15 protein-coding genes are annotated in these 19800 nt (G+C 72.3%); 5 read left to right on the top strand and 10 right to left on the bottom strand.

Annotated features, from left to right (window positions below):
* Positions 1–21: 21 nt before the first annotated feature.
* The gene (locus tag ACIQR3_RS10330) at positions 22–1293 is read left to right on the top strand and encodes an LCP family protein (protein ID WP_215165025.1); all 1272 of its coding nucleotides are present in this window, start codon (positions 22–24) and stop codon (positions 1291–1293) included.
* Positions 1294–1332: 39 nt separating this feature from the next.
* Here the strand turns inward: ACIQR3_RS10330 and ACIQR3_RS10325 are convergent, their stop codons facing one another.
* Positions 1333–2712 carry an LCP family protein gene (locus ACIQR3_RS10325; RefSeq protein ID WP_403537776.1) on the bottom strand — a complete coding sequence of 460 codons (1380 nt, stop codon included), beginning with the start codon at positions 2710–2712 and terminating at the stop codon, positions 1333–1335.
* A gap of 272 nt (positions 2713–2984) precedes the next feature.
* Between ACIQR3_RS10325 and ACIQR3_RS10320 the strand changes: the two genes are divergently transcribed.
* Positions 2985–4037 carry a glycosyltransferase family 2 protein gene (locus tag ACIQR3_RS10320; protein ID WP_215165026.1) on the top strand — a complete coding sequence of 351 codons (1053 nt, stop codon included), beginning with the start codon at positions 2985–2987 and terminating at the stop codon, positions 4035–4037.
* 2 nt (positions 4038–4039) lie between these two features.
* On the opposite strand, the gene ACIQR3_RS10315 is transcribed toward ACIQR3_RS10320, so the two are convergent.
* From ACIQR3_RS10315 to ACIQR3_RS10295, 5 genes are all read right to left on the bottom strand, one after another.
* Complete coding sequence (locus ACIQR3_RS10315) at positions 4040–5656, bottom strand: LCP family protein (RefSeq protein WP_403536868.1); 1617 nt, start codon at positions 5654–5656, stop codon at positions 4040–4042.
* Between the two features lie 64 nt (positions 5657–5720).
* Positions 5721–7475 (bottom strand): LCP family protein, encoded by a 1755-nt coding sequence (locus tag ACIQR3_RS10310; protein ID WP_403536865.1) that lies wholly within the window; start codon positions 7473–7475, stop codon positions 5721–5723.
* A 334-nt stretch (positions 7476–7809) separates the two neighbouring features.
* Positions 7810–9576, bottom strand: coding sequence for an LCP family protein (locus tag ACIQR3_RS10305; protein WP_403536863.1), 1767 nt, complete (start codon positions 9574–9576; stop codon positions 7810–7812).
* A 241-nt stretch (positions 9577–9817) separates the two neighbouring features.
* Positions 9818–11104, bottom strand: a complete 1287-nt coding sequence (locus ACIQR3_RS10300; RefSeq protein WP_403536860.1) for an LCP family protein — start codon at positions 11102–11104, stop codon at positions 9818–9820.
* Positions 11105–11246: 142 nt separating this feature from the next.
* Entirely contained in the window at positions 11247–12008 is a 762-nt protein-coding gene (locus ACIQR3_RS10295; RefSeq protein ID WP_403536856.1) for a TIGR03089 family protein, read from the bottom strand.
* A gap of 138 nt (positions 12009–12146) precedes the next feature.
* Between ACIQR3_RS10295 and ACIQR3_RS10290 the strand changes: the two genes are divergently transcribed.
* Entirely contained in the window at positions 12147–13385 is a 1239-nt protein-coding gene (locus ACIQR3_RS10290; RefSeq protein WP_403536854.1) for a peptidoglycan recognition protein, read from the top strand.
* A 90-nt stretch (positions 13386–13475) separates the two neighbouring features.
* Positions 13476–14558 (top strand): sugar phosphate nucleotidyltransferase, encoded by a 1083-nt coding sequence (locus ACIQR3_RS10285; RefSeq protein ID WP_403536851.1) that lies wholly within the window; start codon positions 13476–13478, stop codon positions 14556–14558.
* A 407-nt stretch (positions 14559–14965) separates the two neighbouring features.
* On the opposite strand, the gene ACIQR3_RS10280 is transcribed toward ACIQR3_RS10285, so the two are convergent.
* The 4 genes from ACIQR3_RS10280 to ACIQR3_RS10265 form a co-directional block, all read right to left on the bottom strand.
* Complete coding sequence (locus ACIQR3_RS10280) at positions 14966–15973, bottom strand: DNA-3-methyladenine glycosylase family protein (RefSeq protein WP_403536848.1); 1008 nt, start codon at positions 15971–15973, stop codon at positions 14966–14968.
* Positions 15974–16036: 63 nt separating this feature from the next.
* Positions 16037–17341 carry a coenzyme F420-0:L-glutamate ligase gene (locus ACIQR3_RS10275; RefSeq protein WP_403536845.1) on the bottom strand — a complete coding sequence of 435 codons (1305 nt, stop codon included), beginning with the start codon at positions 17339–17341 and terminating at the stop codon, positions 16037–16039.
* Positions 17338–18297 carry a 2-phospho-L-lactate transferase gene (gene cofD / locus ACIQR3_RS10270; protein ID WP_403536842.1) on the bottom strand — a complete coding sequence of 320 codons (960 nt, stop codon included), beginning with the start codon at positions 18295–18297 and terminating at the stop codon, positions 17338–17340. The genes ACIQR3_RS10275 and cofD overlap by 4 nt, the downstream gene beginning before the upstream one ends.
* 33 nt (positions 18298–18330) lie before the next feature.
* Entirely contained in the window at positions 18331–18831 is a 501-nt protein-coding gene (locus ACIQR3_RS10265) for a cysteine dioxygenase (RefSeq protein WP_403536839.1), read from the bottom strand.
* A gap of 676 nt (positions 18832–19507) precedes the next feature.
* On the opposite strand from ACIQR3_RS10265, the gene ACIQR3_RS10260 reads away from it, so the two are divergent.
* Positions 19508–19771: a WhiB family transcriptional regulator gene (locus ACIQR3_RS10260; protein ID WP_003975777.1), complete on the top strand. Its 264-nt coding sequence runs from the start codon at positions 19508–19510 to the stop codon at positions 19769–19771.
* The last annotated feature ends 29 nt before the right edge of the window (positions 19772–19800 follow it).

The following is a 19800-nucleotide window of genomic DNA, read 5'->3' as shown; positions in this document are numbered from 1 at the left end:
GGGACCTGCACACTGGTCCGCATGAGCGATTGGCCCGAGGGAAGGCCCGGCGACAACGGCGGCCGGTACGGACGCGGCAGCGCGAGCGCGCAGCCCGAGAGCGCCCGCGTGATGCGGCAGGTCCGGCGCGGCCAGTCGCCGCCCGGACAGGGCCCGGCGGCACCGCCGTACGGCGGGGTGCCGCAGCAGCCGACGTACGTCGACGGCGGCGGCGGACCCGGCGGATACGACAGCGGCTACAACACCGGCCAGGTCTACGGCACCCCCGGCGGCCACGGCCCGGCCGGTCCCGGCGGCCCGGGGCGCCCCGCGCCGGACTGGCGCCGCCGGATCAAGTGGACCGCGATCACCGTGGCGACCGTGCTGGTCGTCACCAGCGTCGGCACCTACTTCTGGGCCGACTCCAAGCTCAACCGCGACGTCGACCTCTCCAAGGTCATCGACCGGCCCGACGCCGGCGAGGGCACCAACTACCTGATCGTCGGCTCCGACAGCCGTGAGGGCATGACCGACGAGGAGAAGAAGGAACTGCACACCGGTTCCGCCGAGGGCAAGCGCACGGACTCGATGATGATCCTGCACACCGGCGACAACGGCTCCACGCTGGTGTCGCTGCCCCGTGACTCGGACGTCGAGATCCCCACCTTCAAGGGCTCCGAGTCCGGCAAGACCTACCAGGGCACCGGCCGGCACGTGAAGCTGAACGCCGCGTACGCCGAGGACGGCCCCGAGCTGCTGGTGCGCACCGTCGAGTACAACACCGGGCTGCGCATCGACCACTACGTCGAGATCGGCTTCGGCGGCTTCGCCAACATCGTGGACGCGGTCGGCGGCGTCACCATCGACATCCCGCAGGACATCAAGGACACCAAGTCCGGCGCCGACTTCAAGAAGGGCGAGCAGACCCTGAACGGCGAGGAGGCCCTCGCCTTCGTCCGCACCCGGTACGCGCTGGCCGGCTCCGACCTGGACCGCACCAAGAACCAGCAGAAGTTCCTGTCGGCCCTGGCCAACCAGGTCGCCACCCCGTCCACCGTCCTCAACCCGTTCAAGCTCTACCCGACCATGGGCGCGGGCCTGGACTCCCTCGTCGTCGACAAGGACATGGGCCTGTTCGACCTGGCGGGCATGTTCTGGGCGATGAAGGGCGTCAGCGGCGGCGACGGCACCTCCATGAACATGCCGATCGCGGGGAACGCCTCGAACGGCAACCTCCAGTGGGACACCGCGAAGGTCAAGACGCTGGTCGACGAGTTGAAGAACGACGAGAAGGTCACCGTCTCCGCCGACTGAGACCGGCCGGTGCCGGCCGGGTGCTCCCGGCCGCCCGCCTCAGCGCTCGCCGCACACCACCTCGTCGCCCCGGACCACCGCTCCCGTCCCGGTGTCCCGCGCCGGCTCCGCCGGCCGCACCTCGCGGACCTTCTCGAAGTCGGCGCCCGCGATCACCCTCAGCGTGGCGCCCTGGCCCTCGACCGGCCGCAGCTCCGCTCCGGGCAGGGCCGCGGCCAGCGACTTCGCCGAGTTGTCCCAGCGCGGGTCGTAGACGACGACGGTCCGCCGCACGGTGGGCTCCGCCGCGTTGACCGGGGCGCCCGTGGTGCGGAAACCGGCCTGTGCCAGCGCCTGGTCGACGCGTTTGCCGAGCCCGGTCGTACGGGTGCCGTTGGCGACCTGCACGCTGATCCGCCCGGGGTCGACCGGGACCCGGGGCACCGGGGAACGGGGCGCGGACTCCGGCTCCGGCGCGGCCAGCGGACGGTCCTCGCGCAGCGCCGCGAACAGCCGGCCGGCCGCGTCGTCGTCCCACTTCACGGTCGAGCCGACGCCCTTCACGGCGTACTCGGTCCGCGCGACGGGGACGGTCGTGAACTCGGACGACGACGGCGAGAAGTTCCGCATCGCGCGGCCCAGCGCCAGCAGCTCGTCGGCGCCGAAGCCCTTGTCGGCGCGGACCGAGCCCAGCACCGCCCGGGTCACGTCCCGGAACCGCACCGGGTTCAGCAGGATGCCGGAGGAGGTCGCCCGGTCGATGACGGCCGCCATGAAACGCTGCTGGCGCCGCATCCGGCTCAGGTCGGACGCCCCGTCCAGGTGGCGGGAGCGGACGTACTGGAGGGCCTGTCCGCCCTTCAGGGTGTGCGTGCCGGCCGGCAGGTCCAGGCCGGTGTGGCTGTCCTTCAGCGGCCGCGCGGTGCAGATCCGTACGCCGCCGAGCACGTCGACCGTCTTCATGAAGCTGGTGAAGTCGACCTCCAGATAGTGGTCGATCTTCACGCGGGTCATGGACTCCACCGTGCGCACGGTCAGCTGCGGGCCGCCCTCGGCGTACGCCGCGTTCAGCTTCAGCGGGTGACCCTCGTGCCGCTTGCCGGTGGTGCGGTCGGTGTGCGGCGGGGTCCGGGCGTAGGAGTCGCGCGGCAGGCTGACCACGCTCGCCCGCTTCCGGTCCGCCGAGAGGTGCACGATCATGATCGTGTCGGTGCAGTGGCAGGGCTCGCCGCCCAGCCGGAACCGGCGCCGCTCCTGCTCGGAGATCCGGTCCCGGCCGTCGGTGCCGACCAGCAGGACGTTCATGCCGTGACCGGCCCGCGGGCGGTTCTTCATGTCCTTGAAGGCGTCGACCCGGTCGATGTCGGAGTCCAGCCCGGTCAGCACCGCGTGCCCGATCCCGGCCGAGGCGAGCACCACCACCGACAGCGCGCTCGACATCCGTACGGCCCAGCGCGGCTTCCTCCGCCGTACGGGCGCGCGACGGCCGGTGCGCGCCCCTGGCCGCTCCGGGGGCGCGGCCGGGACCCGGGGGGCGGGGGAGCGGGGCGGCGTGGACAAGGGGACACCTCCGCGAGGACAGTCCCTGGTGTGCCGGGACGGTGTGCCGGACGTGGGATCCTGAGCACCGTAGGCCCATACGATCTGCGGACCGGGGCACCGGACCCCGCGGCGCGCACCCGTGTCCCCCGTTCGCGGTAACGTGAGCCCCGATGAACGCCAAGTCCGATGTGCGGCTCCCCGCCGTTTCCGTGATCATGCCCGTCCTCAACGAGGAACGTCATCTGCGCGGCGCCGTCCAGGCCATCCTCGCCCAGGAGTATCCGGGCGAGATGGAGGTCGTGATCGCCGTCGGTCCGTCCGCGGACCGTACGGAGGAGATCGCCGCCGAACTCGTCCGCGAGGACCCCCGCGTCCACGTGGTCCCGAACCCCACCGGCCGTACGCCCGCCGCGCTGAACGCCGCGATCAAGGCGTCCCGGCACCCGGTCGTGGTCCGCGTCGACGGCCACGGCATGCTGTCGCCGGGCTACATCGCCACGGCGGTACGGCTCCTGGAGGAGACCGGCGCGCAGAACGTCGGCGGCATCATGCACGCCGAGGGCGAGAACGACTGGGAGCACGCCGTCGCCGCCGCCATGACGTCGAAGATCGGCGTCGGCAACGCGGCCTTCCACACCGGCGGCGAGGCCGCCCCGGCCGAGACCGTCTACCTCGGCGTCTTCCGCCGCGAGGCGCTGGAGCGGCAGGGCGGCTACAACGAGGAGTTCATCCGCGCCCAGGACTGGGAGCTGAACTTCCGCATCCGCGAGGCCGGCGGCCTGATCTGGTTCTCGCCCGAGCTGAAGGTCTCCTACCGGCCCCGGCCGAGCGTGAAGGCGCTGGCCAAGCAGTACAAGGACTACGGCCGCTGGCGGCACGTCGTCGCCCGCTACCACTCCGGCTCCATCAACCTGCGCTACCTCGCCCCGCCGACCGCCGTGTGCGCGATAGCCGCCGGGATCGTGGTGGGCGCGGTGCTCACCCCGTGGGGCTTCGTGATCCCCGGCGGCTACCTGGCGGCGATCGTCGCCGGGTCGCTGCCCGCCGGGAAGGGGCTGCCGCTCAAGGCCCGCCTCCAGATCCCGGTGGCCCTGGCGACCATGCACATGTCGTGGGGCTGGGGCTTCCTGACCAGCCCGAAGTCGCTGGCCCGCAAGGTGATCGCCTCGCGGCGGGCGGCGGTGCTGCCGGACGCCGACGCGGACACCGCCGGCGCCCACTGAGGTCAGGACCAGGTGAACGCCGGGTTCACGTGCATGCAGGCCGACTCGTCGGCGCCGTTGAGGGCCTCCGCCGACTTCGGCGTGGTGTTGTCCTCCTTCGGCGCCTCGTAGGCGCCGTCGTCCCGCCAGTCGGCGCCGACGACGAGCGTCACGCCGGTGACGGAGGTCGACTTCTTCACCGCGCTCGACGGGATGCCCAGCGACTCGGCGACCCGCCGGGCGTCGCCCTCCAGGTCGGCGCTCGGGTACCGGACGACCGTGGTCTCCTCGCCGGTGTACGCGCCCTGGTCCGCGACCGCCTTGCCGAAGCCGTCCGCCACCAGCGCGTCCGCCACCGCGCTCGCCCGCCCGCCGGCCGCACCCTGGGTCTCGGTGGCGGTGCCGTTGCGCACCTGCACGGCGATCTCGCCGTCGGCGGCGGCCGGGTCCTCCGGTGTCCCGGACGCCGACGCCGCCTCCGATGCCTCCGCCGCCTTCTCCGTCTTCTCCGTCTTGTCCTTCGCGTCCTTGCCGTCCAGCGCGATGTCCTCCCGCACCAGCCGGAAGAGCTGCTCGGCGTCCTCGGTGGGCTCGACGCGTGAGCCCACGTAGCGGTTGGGCATCGTCGTCATGGTGATCCGCTTCGGCTCGACCTTGCGCAGCTCGTTGCTGAGGTCGTAGAGCTTGGAGACGGAGCCCAGGCCCGAGTCGACGGTGAGCGCCCCGGTGGCCTCCTCGGCCAGCTTCCGCAGCTTGTTGGGACTGCTCAGGGTGGCGTTCTCCCGCAGTACGCGGACCATCGAGTTCATGTACATGTGCTGCGCCTTGGCGCGGGCCAGGTCGCTGCCGTCCTCGAAGCCGTACCGGGTGCGCAGCCACTGCAGGGCCTGCTCGCCCTTGATGGAGTGGGTGCCCTTCTCCAGCTTCAGACCGGAGCCGTGGCCCTCGCTGTCCCGGGAGTGGATGTTGGCGTCCACGCACACCGGGACGCCGCCGATGGCGTCCGCCATCGACACCACGCCGGCGAAGTCGACCATGACGAAGTGGTCGATGTGGATGCCGGTCAGCTCCTGCCAGGTGGCGACCGTGCAGCCGGGGCCGCCGTGGCCGAGGCTCTGGTTGGTCATCGTCCGGCCGTCGCTCGCCGGATAGACGGTGCCGTCGTCGGGGTCGGTGCACTTGGGGATCTGCACCAGGGTGTCGCGGGGCATGCTGACCACCGACATGTTGGTGCGGTCGGCCGAGAGGTGCACCAGCATCTGGACGTCCGCGAGCGGCGCCGAGCCGAACGTCTCCTTGGCGCCGCCGAGTTTCTGGTTCTCCTCGGTGTCCCGCGCGTCGGAGCCGATGACCAGGATGTTCAGCGGCGTCTGCCCGGCCGCGTTCGGCGTCGGCTCGGCGACCTTGCTGTCGCCGAGGTTCAGCTCGTCCTTCTTGATGTTGCTGTTGAGGTGGCGGTAGTAGAGGTAGCCGGCGCCGGCCGTCCCGCATATCACCACGGCGAGGGTGATCGCGGTCCAGCGGAGCGCGCGCCCGCGCCCGCGGCGGCGGCGCGGGCGGGGCCCGCTGTCCTCCCCGTCGCCGGCGTCACCGGCGTCACCGGGTGCGCCGGTGACGGGTGCGCTGTTGTCCGTCTTCACTGCGTGTCCCTCCCCGCCCACGGGCGGCGGCACCGTGCCGCCGCCCGAGCCGCCCCGGTCGCGTTCAACTGGCGCACTTCACCTGGTCGGCCGTGGTCTTGTTCTTCACCTGCGTCGAAGCGGACGAGGCGTTGAGCTTCACGCCGGCGCCCTTGAAGTCCTTGCCCAGGGTCAAGGTCATCGTCGGCAGTCCCTGGGCGTTGGTGACGCTCTCGCCGGGCTTCATGGCCGAGCCGGACAGGCCGAGCAGGTCGGCGAGGCGGCGGGCCTGGTCGGCCTGGTCGGGGCCGTACTCCAGCTGGGTCTTGGCGAGGTCCTTCTCCGCGTTGCCGCCGTTCTCGGACTTGGCGACGCCGGCCGTGCCCTGGAGCCAGTTGAGTTCGTACTGCGCGCTGCCGCTCGGGGCGCCGCCGTTGAGGACACGGACGCGGACCTCGGAGGCGTCCGCCTTGGTGCCCTTGAGGCGGGCGGCGACGGCGGCCTTCTCGCTCTTCTCCCGCTGCTCGACCTCGGTGAGGGAGACGTCGTTCTTGATCAGGTCGAAGAGCTGGGGGGCCTCCGACTGCCGCAGCACCACCGTGGCCTTGACCGTCTCCGCGGGGTTGTCGTCGACCGGCACCGTCGTGAACGAGATGTTCTTCGTCGGCACCTTCTTCAGCTCCAGGGCGATGTCCTTGAGCGTGCCGACGTTGCCGATGGCGCTGTCGACGGTGAGCGCCTTGGTCGCGGCCTCGGCCAGCTTCAGCAGCTTCGTGGGGCTGGTGAGGGTGTCGCCGGAGGACATCTTGCGCATCAGCGAGCCGAGGAACTGCTGCTGTACTCCGATCCGGTCCAGGTCGCCCCGGTTGCCGAAGGAGTGCCGGGTGCGCAGGAAGGCGAGGGCCTGCTCGCCCTCCACCGTGGACTCGCCGGCCTTCAGCTTGAGCTTGGACTCCTTGTCGTCGACGGCGTGGCTCACACACACCTCCACGCCGTCGACCGCGGTGGTCAGCGTCTTGACCGCGTTGAAGTCCGCCATCATGAAGTGGTCGGGCTTGATGCCGGTCACCGCCTCGACGGTCCGCATCGTGCAGCCCGGGTCCCGGCCGTCCTGGCCCAGGCTGTTGTTGAAGCGCTGGCCGGTGGTGCCGGGGATGACCTTCTCGGTGCCGTCCTCCAGCGTGGTCGGGCAGTCCGGGATGTCGACGATCAGGTCGCGGGGGATGCTCAGCGCGGTGGCGTTGGAGCGGTCCTTGGCGACGTGCAGCAGGATGTTGGTGTCGGCGTGGCCGACGCTGCCGGTGTCGCCGTAGCCCTCGTTGCCCGCGCCGGTGCGTTTGTCGGTGCCGATGACGAGGATGTTGAACGCCTCGTTCTTGCGGAAGCTGCTGGCGCCCGCGTCGCCGACGTCCGTCGTGGCGACGTTGCCCTCCAGGTGCTTGAGGTAGAAGTAGCCGCCGGTGCCGGCCGCGAGGATCACGAAGGCCATCGTGCCGCCGGTCCACAGCAGGATCTTGCCGGCCTTGCCCTTCTTCTTCTCCGGGCGGCGTCCGCGCCGGCCGGGCGGCGCCTCCTCGGGGCCGGAGGGGCGTCTTCGCTGGGGCGGGACGTCAGGGCCGGGGCCGGGAGTGGTCCGGGGGCCGGGCACGCCTGCGGGTGGCCCGGCGGGCGAGCCCGGGGGCGAGGCGGTGCGGGGGTTGTGCTGCCGGGGCCAGGACGGCTCCGGCTGCTGCGGCGCGGACTGCGGCATTCGCAGTTCGTATTCGCCGGTCTGCGGGTTGCGTACCCACTGGTCTGCGGGGTCCACGTCGTCCGCCCGCCCACGGCCTTGCGCGTCCACGGTTGTCCGAATCCTCCGTCGGGAGCCACGCGGCACCTTGTCCGGAAGGTGCGCGGTCAGAATCAGCAAGTGCGCGACGCCGGGCGGGCCGCACGGCAGTGGGCACGGTGAGCGCTGGGGACGCTCACATTATCCGCCTGGTTCAGCGTCGAACGACTACGGGTGTCTCTCGGCATCCAGGTGGTTCAGGGACACCCTCCCCGCGTGTGCGCACCGCTCAGTGACATCCCGGTCTCCGCCCTTGTGACGTGTCCACCATGAGGTGGACGAACGGCGGCCCCGATGGGTTGTACGCCGGAGCCGCCCTGTCAGACGTGAGACGTGGCCGCGGGGTTCACTCGGCGCACTTCACCTCGTCGGCCGTGGACTTGTCGACGTCCACCGACGTGTTCGACGTGGCGTTGAGCTTGACCCCGGCGCCCTTGAAGTCCTTGCCGAGGGTCAGCGTCATGGTGGGCAGGCCCTGGGCGTTGGTGACGGACTCGCCGGGCTTCATGGCCGAGCCGGACAGGCCGAGCAGGTCGGCGAGGCGGCGGGCCTGGTCGGCCTGGTCGGGGTCGTACTCCAGCTGGGTCTTGCTCAGCTCCTTCTCCGCGTTGCCGCCGTTCTCGGACTTGGTGACGCCGGCCTCCGTCTGCAGCCAGGTCAGCTCCTCCTGGGCGCTGCCGCTCGGCGCGCCGCCGTTGAGGACGCGGACGCGGACCTCGGAGGCGTCCGCCTTGGTGCCCTTGAGGCGGGCGGCGACGGCGGCCTTCTCCTTCTTCTTCTGCTGCTTGACCTCGGTGAACGAGACATCGTTCTGGATCATGTTGAAGACCTCGGGGGCCGTCGACTCGTTCAGGACGACCGTCGTCTTGACCGTCTCCTCCGGGTTGTCGATGACCGGCACCGTGGTGAACGTCAGGTTCTTGACGTTGAGCTTGCCCAGCTCCAGACCGAGGTCCTTCAGCTTGCTGATGCTGTCGAGCTGGGAGTCGACGGTGAGCGCCTCGGTGCCCGCCTCGGCGAGCTTCAGCATCTTCGAGGGGCTGGTGAGGGTGTCGTTCGACTTCAGCTTGCGCATCAGCGCGCTGAGGAACTGCTGCTGGAGACCGATCCGGCTCAGGTCGCCGCCGAAGCCGACCGAGTGCCGGGTGCGGACGAAGGCGAGGGCCTGCTCGCCCTCGATGGTGTGGGTGCCCGCCGACAGCTTGAGGTGCGAGTCCGGGTCGTCGATGTCCTTGGCCAGGCACACCTCGACCCCGCCGACCGCCGTGGTCAGCGTCTTGACCGCGTTGAAGTCGGCCACCATGAAGTTGTCGGGCTGGACCCCGGTCAGCTCGGTCACCGTGCGCACGGTGCAGCTGGGCGTACGGCCGTCCTGGCCCAGGCTGGTGTTGAAGCGGACGCCGGTGGTGCCGGGGATGACCTTCGTCGAGCCGTCCTCCTGCTCGGTCGGGCAGTCGGGGACGTCGACGATCAGGTCGCGGGGGATGCTCAGCGCGGTGGCGTTGGAGCGGTCCTTGGAGACGTGCAGCAGGATCGTGGTGTCGGCGTGGCCGACGCTGCCGGCGTCGCCGTAGCTCTCGTTGCCCGCGCCGGTGCGCTTGTCGGTGCCGATCAGCAGGATGTTGATCGCCTTGTCCTTCTGGAAGCCACCGGTGCTCGCGCCGTCGTCGGAGACGGCCGTGATGTTGTCGTTGAGGTGCTCCAGGTAGAAGTACCCGGCCGAGGCCGTGCCGAGGATCAGGAAGGCCATCGTGCCGCCGGTCCACAGCAGGACCTTGCGGCCCTTGGACTTCTTCTTCTCCGGGCGACGGCCGCGCCGGCCGGGCGGCGGCTCCTCGGGGGCGCCGCGCCGCCGCCGCTGGGGCGGGACGTCCCGGGGCGGGGCCGGTGCGGCCCGGTTTCCGCGCGGGGCGTCCGCGGTGCCGGTCCCGTCCGCGCCCGCACCGGTGCCGTCAGCGGCGGTCCTCTTCCGGGCGGATCTGCGGGGGCCCGGTACCGACGGCTGCGGTGCGGAAGGGGTCAGTCGCAGTTCGTATTCGCCAGTGTGCGGGTTGAGTACCCACTGGTCTGCGGGGTCGATGTCGTCCGCCCGCCCACGGCCTTGCGAGTCCACGGTTGTCCGAATCCTCCGTCGGGGCCACGTGGCGCCTTTCCCCTCCAAGGCGCTCGGGTCTCTCGGTCGTTCAGGGCCCGACCGAGAAGGAACTCGCGGTAGGGCACACCGGATCGCTCACACTAACCGCCCCGTTCGGGGTACGGCGACGCTGGTGACGTATTCCACGGTGCTTACACCCGGCAATCCGCACATTCTCGCGAACCGGCGTCCGATGTTGTGCGCTTCCTTGGAGTCCGCTTTACCCGCACGGGTCCTCGGCGGCCGTGTTCCCGGGGAATGCCGGCGTGGGCGAAAGGCCGTCCGCGGGCTCGCCGGACCGCTTTTCCGGCGACGGACCGTCGCCGTGCTCGTACGGCCCGTGGTCGCCGGAGTCCGCGCCACCGGCATCGCCGGACCGGCCGGGGGCGTGCCGGCCGCCCGGGCGGGGCTCGGCGGCGCGGGCGACCGTGACCGGCTCGTCCGTCCGCAGCCGGGCGAAGAGTCTCCGGGCCGCGGGCTCCACGAGCTGGTCGCGGTTGGGGTTCGGGGGCCACGACTCCCGTGGCACGGTGAGGAATTGCACCCGTTCCGTGGGGATGTCGCGCAGTCCCCGCGCGAGTTCGTACAAACCACGCAGACTCGCCAGGCCGGGGTCGGTCGTCAGCGAGGACGTGGCCGCGTCCAGCACGGGATACAGCTTCACCGGATTCAGCAGGACCCGATTGCTCCGCACCTTGTTGACCAGTGCCCCGAGAAACCGCTGCTGCCGTTCCATCCGCTCGGTGTCGCTGCCGTCGCCGAGCGACTTGCGGGCGCGGACGTAACCGAGCGCCTGCTCCCCGCTCAGCGTCACCCGGCCCGCCGGCAGCCGCAGCCTGGCCGCCTTGTCGGTGACCGGCTCGCGCAGGCACATCTCGACGCCGTCGACCGCGTCGACCATCTTCTTGAAACCGTGGAAGTCGACGACCACGTGATGGTCGATCCGGATGCGCGTCAGCTTCTCCACCGTCCGGATCGCGCAGGCCGAACCCCCCACTTCGAAAGCGTAGTTGAACTGCGCGAAGGCCGGCGCCGACCGGGAGCCGTCCGGGCGGCGGCAGCCCGGCACGGCCACCATCAGGTCGCGGGGCAGGGAGACGGCGGTGGCGCTGCGCCGGTCCGCCGACAGGTGCAGCAGCATCGCGGTGTCCGACCGCTCGGTGCCCGGGTCGCGCCCGTAGCGGGAGTTGTCCTCGCCCGACCGCGAGTCCGAGCCGAGCAACAGGATGTTCCGCGCCCCGCGCACCAGTGAGGCGGGGCGTTCCTTCTCGTACCGGGCCAGTTCGGCGGCGGCGGCCTCGTCGGGCGTGATGTTGCCGTCCAGCTCGGTGTAGACCGTCCAGCCGATACCCGCGGCGCCGGTCAGGGCGACGGCCGTGCCGAGCGCCGACCAGCGCAGCCAACGTCGACCGCGGCGGCGCCGGAGTCCGCTCCCGGTCGCGGACGCCCCCGCTCCCGGACCGGGGGCGCCGTCGCCGTCCCCGGGGCCTCCTGCGGTGCCGGTCACCTCTGGCCACCCCTCCTGCCGTACGAGCGTCCTGCGGGCCTGCTGCTCCTACGACCATGGCCCGGATGCGGGGCGGGAGGGAGGTGGGGATGCGCCGAACGGGGGGGGAAGGGAAGGGGGGCGGGCGGGGGACCGGCCGGGTTCAGCGGGCCGTGGCCGTGACCCGCTCGGTCTCGATGCGCTGGTCGAGGGCGTCGGCGGCCAGCCGGTCCAGGTTGCGGCACAGCACCACGGAGCCGCCTGTGGCGAGCGGCCCGTACAGCCCGGCGTTCAGCCCCTCCCAGGTGTCGTACGGCAGCCCGGACAGGATGCGCGCCCCCGGTCCCGTCAGCCCCAGTCCCGTCGCCTCCGCGCGGGCCCGCTCCACCACCTCCGCGCCGCTGAACTCCCGTCCCGCGACGATCAGCGCGGGCTCCTCGGGGTCCACCGGCGCGTACGGCACGAACCGGTCGCCCTGTCCTGGCACCTCCACCGCGTAGTCGGCGAAGCCCTCCGGCGGCTCGGGGAACCGTCCGCCCAGCGGCCGCAGGGCGAGCGCGATCCGCGCCCCCGGGCACGCGCGGGCCGCCGCCAGTGACCCGGCGTCAGGGCCGCTGACGACGACGTCCGCCGCGGCCGGGTCGCCGGCCATGTCGGCGACCACGCCGACCGACGCGCACGCCAGCAGCCACACGGCCGTCTGCCAGTGCGCGGGCAGCAGCAGCGCGACCCGGTCGCCGGGCTCGGCCGACAGTTCGTCCTGGAGCAGGTTGGCGGTCTTGGCCACCCAATTGGCGAAGGTGGCGACGGACAGTTCGACACGTTCGCCCGTGGCGTCGTCGTAGAAGGTCACCAGGGGGCGTCCCGGGTCCGCGGCGAGCGCGGAACTCAGCAGGTCGGCAGGGGTGCGGTCGGTCGCGTTCACCCGCGCAAGCGTACGCGGGGGCGGGGGGTGGGGGAGGCTCCGCGCGCCACCGGTCCGGGCGAACGTGCCCTCGCGGCGGACAAGTTCCGGGAAGTTTCGAATAGACAGATTTGTACAACTATGTCCAGGATCAGGGGCATGCATGGATTCCTCGCTTCCTCGATCGGCGTCACCTGCGCGGCGGCCCTCGCCCTCCCGCTCGTCCCGCCCGCCGCGGCGGGCACGCCCGCTCCCGCCTCCGCCTCGGCCGCCGCGCGGGCGGCGCGCGCCGAGGCGTCCGTGTCCGGCAGCACGCAGTCGCTGCCGCTGAGAGCCCTGGCCCAGGACCGCTCCGCCGACCCGGCCGGTCCCTCGGGCGCCACCGTCGAACAGGGCGTGCCCCGCCGTGACGTACGGCCCTTCTCGCTGGTCGGCGTCGTCTGGGACGACCCCGACCGCGAACTGCACGGCAGCGTCCGGGTCCGCGTCCGCGACGCCGCCACCGGCGCCTGGTCCGGCTGGCAGGACCTGGCCACCCACAACGCCGACCACGGCGCCGACCCGGGCACCCCCGAGCGCGCCTCGGACCGGGTGCGGGGCGCCACCGCGCCGCTGTGGGTCGGCGCGTCGGACGGGGTGGAACTGCGGGTACGGGCGGACGACGACTGGGAGTTCGCGTTCCCGGAGGGCCTGCGCCTCGAACTCGTCGACCCCGGCGGAGAAGAGGACGGGGGCACGTCGGAGTACAGCCCGCTCGCCGCCGACCAGGCCGCGCCCGCGAAGGCCAAACCCTATGTCGGCCCGCGCCCCGCGATCGTGACGCGGCGCGGGTGGGGCGCGGACGAGGGGCTGCGGGAGAAGGGGTTCAAGTACACGAAGAAGGTCAAGGCGGCCTTCGTGCACCACTCGGCCACCGGCAACAACTACACCTGCGCGCAGGCCCCGTCGGTCATCCGCAGTATCTACCGCTACCACGTCAAGAGCATGGGCTGGCGGGACATCGGCTACAACTTCCTCATCGACAAGTGCGGGAAGATCTACGAGGGCCGGGCGGGCGGCGTGGCGAAGCCGGTCCTCGGCGCGCACACCCTCGGCTTCAACTCCGACAGCATGGGGATCGCCGTACTCGGCACGTACAGCACGAAGAAGCCCTCCGCAGCGGCGGTCCGGGGGGTGGCCCGCCTGAGCGCGTGGAAGCTCGGCCTGTACGGCATGAATCCCCGCGGCAAGACATACCTGAAGTCCGGTGGTGGCAATCTCTACCGAAAAGGCAAGAACGTACGACTCAGTGTGATCTCCGGTCACCGGGACGGCTTCAACACGAGCTGTCCGGGTGCGCAGCTGTACAAGAAACTCGGCACGGCCCGCTCGACCGCGGCCAAGTACCAGGGCCGTTGAGCGGCGGGGCACGGACGGATTCACCGGTCTGCATACACTGGCCGGCCGAAAGACAGTTCGGCCGGTCCCGGCAGGAAGCAGAGACGACAGGTGACAGAAGCGATCCTCCTGGTCGGCGGCAAGGGCACACGGCTGCGCCCGCTCACGGTGCACACGCCGAAGCCGATGGTCAGGGCAGCGGGGGTGCCGTTCCTCACGCACCAGTTGGCGCGGGCGAAGGCGGCGGGGGTCGAGCACATCGTGCTCGCGACGAGCTATCTGGCGGAGGTGTTCGAGCCGTACTTCGGGGATGGCTCGTCACTCGGGCTGCACATCGAGTACGTGACGGAGAAGGAGCCGCTCGGCACGGGCGGGGCGATCCGCAACGTGGCCTCGCGGCTGCGGTCGGGGCCGGACGAGCCGGTGCTGATCTTCAACGGCGACATCCTGACGGGGCTGGACATCAGGGCGCTGGTGGACACCCACGAGGCGACGGGCGCGGACGTCTCCCTGCACCTGACGAGGGTGACGGACCCCCGGGCGTACGGGCTGGTGCCGACGGACGGGGCGGGCCGGGTGCTGGCCTTCCTGGAGAAGCCGCAGACGCCGGAGGAGATCGTCACCGACCAGATCAACGCGGGGGCGTACGTCTTCCGCCGTTCGGTCATCGACACGATCCCGGTGGGGCGGCCGGTGTCGGTGGAACGGGAGACGTTCCCGGAGCTGCTGGCGACGGGGGCGCATCTGCAGGGGATGGTCGACTCCACGTACTGGCTGGACCTCGGCACCCCGGCCGCGTTCGTACGGGGGTCCGCCGACCTGGTCCTGGGCCGCGCCCCGTCCCCGGCCGTACCGGGCCGCTGCGGCGACCGGCTCGTCCTGCCGACGGCGCGGGTGGCGCCGGACGCCAAGCTGTCGGGCGGGACGGTGGTGGGCGAGGGGGCGTTCGTCGCGGAGGGGACGCGGATATTCGGCAGCACGATCCTGCCGGGCGCGGTGATCGAGCCGGGCGCGGTCGTCACGGACTCGCTGGTCGGCAACGGGGCGCGGGTCGGGAGACGGTCGGTGGTCACCGGGACGGTGATCGGGGACGGGGCGGTGATCGGCGCGGACAACGAGTTGAGGGAGGGCGTCCGGGTGTGGTGCGACGCGCGGATTCCGGCGGGGGCGGTGCGGTTCTCGTCCGATCAGTAGGGGGTGCCTGCGGCGCATCTGCGGGTTCGGTGGGGGTGCGGGTAGCGCACAGTGGTGTGCGGGTGGGTCGGGGCCGGGGTGGGGGGTGTCCGTCCTCGGAGCGGCGCGGAATCGGTCTCCTACGGGACTTACCCGGGTCGACGCGCCAACCGCTGCGGGCGGACACCCCCCACCCCGTCCCCTTCCCGCCGTACGCGGGTGCGGGTCCGTACCCCGTCCAACCGCGGGCAGTCGTGCCTCCCCCAGTGCCTGAACGGCCTGGGAGGTACCCCCAGGGGCGATGGGGGTCACCCCGCTCGAGCGAAGGCGAGAGTGGGGGAGGGTGGGCGCGGCGGCAACCGGTCAGCGCCGGGTTGCGCCACCCACCCCGCCTCGGCCGCGACGCCGCACACGCCGTACGGCACCCGTCAGAACCCCGCATAACCCCGCGGAGCCATCCGCGGCCCCCGCCGCTCCGGCACCCGCCCGCTCAGCAGGATCAACCGCGCCGCCCGATGCCGCTGCCCGGCATACGGCTCCAGCAGCCGCAGCATCTCCTCGTCGTCCGCGTCCCGGTCCCCGGCCAGCGCGAACCCCACGATCCCCGGCAGGTGCAGGTCCCCGACCGTCACCGCGTCCGGCGCCCCGTGACTGCGCTGCACCACCTCCGCCGAGGTCCACGGCCCCACCCCCGGCACGACCTCCAGCCGCGCCTGTGCCGCCGCCGGCTCCATCCCGGCCGCCTCCTCCAGCCGCGCGGCGACCCGTACGGCCCGCAGGACGGTGGACGCCCGCTTGTCGTCGACCCCGGCCTTGTGCCACTCCCAGGACGGGATCAGCGCCCACGTCCGCGGCGCCGGCATCACGCACAGGCCGCCGGGCGCCGGCCCCGGCGCCGGTGCACCGAACGCCCGTACCAGCAGCCGCCACGCCCGGTACGCCTCCACCGCCGTGACCTTCTGCTCCAGCACCGACGGGATCAGCGACTCCAGCACCAGCCCGGTCCGGCCCAGCCGCAGCCCCGGCCGCCGGTGCCGGGTCACCGCCAGCAGCCGGTGCCTCGGCACGAACGCGGCCGGATCGTCGTCGGCGCCCAGCAACCCCGGCAGCCGGTCCAGCAGCCACTCCGCGCCCGGACCCCACGCCTCACCCCGTACCTCACCGCCCCGGGCGGAGACCCGCAGTGTGCCGGGCCCGGCAGGCGTCAGGCTGGCCCGCCACACCGACCCGTCCGGCGTCGCCCGGAAGGTGGGGTCCCCGGGGCCGCGCCGCAGCGGGCCGAGGACCAGGCCGACGTCGAGCGGCCCGTCCGGGACCCAGACGCGGACCTTCGCCGGTGCCGGGGCCTGGCGCGGCACGCTCCCGCCGGGTACGGCGCCCTGCCCGCCGTACGACATCGACGTACGCGCGGGTCGGGGAGCGAAGCGTCCGGCCACGAATGGTGTCCCTGGGGATGGTGAGAGTTCCCTACGAGGGTAGGCGCTCGCCGGGCGATCCGGTCAGCGCACCTCGATGAAGGCCCCGGGGTCGCGCTCCGGCCGCGGGCGGGGTTCCTCCGCCGGGTGGCCGACCGCGACGGCTCCCATCGGGTCCCAGCCGGCCGGCAGGTCCAGGACCTCCCGGACGACCTCCCGGCAGAACATCGTCGAGGACACCCACGCGGAGCCGAGCCGCTCGCCGGCCAGGGCGACCAGCAGGTTCTGCACGCCCGCGCCGGTCGCGACCACGAACATCTCCCGCTCCGCCCCGTCCCGCCGCGCGTCCCCGTAGGTGTGCGAGCCGTCCATGACCAGGCAGGGGACGACGAGGTACGGCGCGTTCCGCAGGACGTCGCCGCGGCGGACCCGCTGGGCGATGGACTCCTCGGTCCTGCCGTCGCGGCGCAGGTCCGCGATCCAGGCGTCCCGCATCGCGTCCAGCAGGCGGGTGCGGGACTCCGGTGACTCCAGGAGGACGAAGCGCCAGGGCGTGGTGTGGTGCGGGGCCGGTGCCGTGACCGCCGCGGCCACCGCGCGGCGGACCGCGCCGGGGTCGACGGGAGCGTCCGTGAACGCCCGTACGGTACGGCGCTGGGTGACCGCCTGCCGCACGGCTTCGGAGGTGCCCAGGCGGAACATGTCGTCGCGGGCGCCGCGGACCAGGGCGCGGGCGCCCTCGCCGTCGTCCTCGGTCAGGGTGTGCGGCAGGCCGCGGACCACCGCGACCGGCAGCCCGGTGACCTTGCCCTTGACCAGGTCGCCCGCGGCGGCCAGCTCGTCGGCGGTGGCGACGACGGTGGCGGCGAGGGGGTTGCCGTGGGTGTCCGTGCCGCCGCGCAGGTCGTCGAGGACGCGGACGCCGGCCGCGCCGATCGCCACGTCGGTCAGGCCCGAGCGCCAGGGGCGGCCGGAGGTGTCGGTGACGATGACGCCGACCCGGACGCCGAGGGCGTCGCGCAGCCCGTCGCGGAGGGCGCGGGCGGAGGCGTCGGGGTCCTCGGGGAGGAGCAGGACGGTGCCGGCGGGGGTGTTCGACGCGTCGACGCCCGCCGCGGCCATGACCAGTCCCTGGCGGTTCTCGACGATGCGCAGCGTGCCGCGCCGGGCGACCACCCGTACCGTCTCCGCGTCGATGGCCGCCTCCCGGTCGGCGGCCTTCAGCACGCGGCCCTCGGCCTTGGAGACGATCTTGGAGGTGACGAGGAGCACGTCCCCGTCGGCCAGCCCCGGCTCGGCGGCGGCGATCAGCTCGGCCAGGTCGTCGCCCCGCCGCACCTCCGGCAGTCCGGGCACGGCCCAGACCCGGTACCCGTTCCCGTCGCTCAAGCCGCCCGCACCTCCTCGGCCAGCTCCAGCGCCTCCCGCGCCATCCGCGCGGCGGCGTCGACGTCGGTCATCATCAGCGGGACGGCCTTGCAGAGGATGCCGGCGGCCTTCACGCGCGTGACCGAGCCGGCGTCCACGGTGTCGACCAGCCAGCCGTCGAGGAGGCCGGAGCCGTAGTGCTCGGCGACCGCGGCGGCGGTGGACTCGACGCCGACGGCGGCGAGGACCTTGTCGGCCATGCCGCGCACGGGCGCGTCCCCGACGATGGGGGACAGGCCGACCACCGGCACGCCCGCCTCGGCGATCGCCTCCCGGATGCCGGGCACGGCGAGGATCGTGCCGACGGAGACGACCGGGTTGGAGGGCGGGAAGAGGATGACGTCGGCGTCGGCGATCGCTTCGAGGACGCCGGGGGCCGGCTTGGACTGCTCGGCACCGACCGGGACGACCGCCTCGGCGGGGACCGAGGCCCGCAGCCGTACCCAGTACTCCTGGAAGTGGATCGCCTTGCGCTCGCCGTCCAGTTCGACGGCGACGTGCGTCTCCACGCGGTCGTCGGTCATCGGGAGCAGGCGCACGCCGGGCTGCCAGCGGTCGCAGAGCGCCTCGGTCACCGCGCTGAGCGGATAACCGGCGGAGATCATCTGCGTGCGGACGATGTGGGTGGCGAAGTCGCGGTCGCCCAGGCCGAACCACTCGGGGCCGACGCCGTAGGCCGCGAGTTCCTCCTTGACGTGGAAGGTCTCGTCGGTCCGTCCCCAGCCCTGCTCCTCGTTGATGCCGCCGCCGAGCGTGTACATCACCGTGTCGAGGTCCGGGCAGACCTTCAGCCCGAAGAGGTGGATGTCGTCGCCGGTGTTGCCGATGACCGTGATCTCCGCGTCCGGCGCGGCCCGCTTCAGACCGCGCAGGAACCGGGCACCACCGATGCCGCCTGCCAGAACCACAATGCGCATGCGCCCAGTCTGGCAGGCGGGTACGACAGTGCGTCAGGCGGTCGCCGGGGCGGGCGTGCAGCGCGCCGAGTACGCCGAGTGCATCGTCATGCCGGTCAGGCCCGGGTGGTAGACGTGCAGACTGACCGCCGGCTCCAGGGTCTCGTTGACCACCTCGTGCACGTAGCCCGGCGCGAACACCCGCTGCGCGCCCGGCCGCAACGCGCGCGTGCCGCGCCGGCTGTGCTCGGTGAGCGTGCCGTCCAGGACGGTCAGCACCCCGGAGGACGGGCCGTGGTCGTGCCGGCCGCTGCCCTGGCCGGGTACCCAGGACAGCAGCCACACCTCGTAGCCGGGGCCGGTGCGCAGCCGGTGGTACCAGCGGGAGAGGGCGTCGTAGCGGACGAGGTGCTCCCACTGGGCGCGGTCCGCGGCGAGGGAGCGGGCCAGGCCGGCGAACTCGGCCACCGTTTCCGGGTGCTCGCGCGGTGCTTGCAGGAGGTGCGGTACTTCGAGGATGTCGCCGGCGATCTGCAGGTCGCTGTCGCTGTTCATGGGTGGGGTGGTTCCTCGGCGGAAGAGTGCGGGGAGGACAAGTGCGGGGAGGACTAGGGCGCCCTGGTGGGGCGGGGAGAACGCGGGGCGGGTCGAGTGGACCCGGGGCGGCCGGAGCGGGCTTGGCTCAACAGCCGGAACAGCGACAGCTACAGCGAGCGCGGGCAGCACCGTGGGACCCGGCGGGGCGGGTCGAGGTGAGTGCCGAATTCGCGAGCATGCCCACAAGGACAGCGGCTCACACCTGCACTGTCAACTCGACGCCCGAAATGTGGGACATGGTTCACCTCATCCGGTTCACCTGAAAGATGAAAGGTTTGCTCACCCGGACTCCGGGACACATGGCGCACAAGCCGGGCGCACAACCCCCGTTGCGATCCTGTGATCCGAATGTGATCAAGGCCGCTTCGGCGCGTGCGCAGGAACGGGACCGCATGCCGGGGCGTCCTCCCCTGTGACGGGGGTGACGGCCTTGCGTGCCCGGTCGGTGTGTCGAGCTTTATGCCGATTTGAACACTTTCCGCTCGGCCTTGGTTCCGCAGAGTGAATAAGGGGCTCAATAGCAGATCTCGGCTTGACTCGCCCGGAGCAGCACACTTGTAATTTCACTCGTGTCGTTCAGCCGGAATCGGTAACGGCCACATCACGGGGACGCGAAGACAGACGAGGGGCGCACATGACCGAGCTGGTGCAGCAACTGCTGGTCGACGACGCGGACGAGGAACTCGGCTGGCAGGAGCGCGCGCTGTGCGCCCAGACCGACCCCGAGTCCTTCTTCCCCGAGAAGGGCGGCTCCACCCGGGAGGCCAAGAAGGTCTGCCTCGCCTGCGAGGTGCGCTCCGAGTGCCTCGAATACGCCCTGGCGAACGACGAGCGGTTCGGCATCTGGGGCGGTCTGTCCGAGCGGGAGCGCCGCCGGCTGAAGAAGGCGGCGGTCTGACGGGTGCCGTCAGCGCGGGTCAACCGGGC

This window comes from Streptomyces sp. NPDC090994, from assembly GCF_044768905.1.
GTDB lineage: Bacteria > Actinomycetota > Actinomycetes > Streptomycetales > Streptomycetaceae > Streptomyces.
The sequence above is the reverse complement of the archived record's forward strand: the minus strand, read 5'-3'. Positions and strand labels throughout refer to the sequence as shown.

Bases quoted from the DNA above. Each gene is read 5' to 3' on its own strand.
- ACIQR3_RS10260 (WP_003975777.1), top strand. From the start codon at position 19,508: ATGACCGAGCTGGTGCAGCAACTGCTGGTCGACGACGCGGACGAGGAA.
- ACIQR3_RS10325 (WP_403537776.1), bottom strand. From the start codon at position 2,712: ATGTCGAGCGCGCTGTCGGTGGTGGTGCTCGCCTCGGCCGGGATCGGG.
- ACIQR3_RS10320 (WP_215165026.1), top strand. From the start codon at position 2,985: ATGAACGCCAAGTCCGATGTGCGGCTCCCCGCCGTTTCCGTGATCATG.
- ACIQR3_RS10265 (WP_403536839.1), bottom strand. From the start codon at position 18,831: ATGAACAGCGACAGCGACCTGCAGATCGCCGGCGACATCCTCGAAGTA.
- ACIQR3_RS10330 (WP_215165025.1), top strand. From the start codon at position 22: ATGAGCGATTGGCCCGAGGGAAGGCCCGGCGACAACGGCGGCCGGTAC.
- cofD (WP_403536842.1), bottom strand. From the start codon at position 18,297: ATGCGCATTGTGGTTCTGGCAGGCGGCATCGGTGGTGCCCGGTTCCTG.
- ACIQR3_RS10290 (WP_403536854.1), top strand. From the start codon at position 12,147: ATGCATGGATTCCTCGCTTCCTCGATCGGCGTCACCTGCGCGGCGGCC.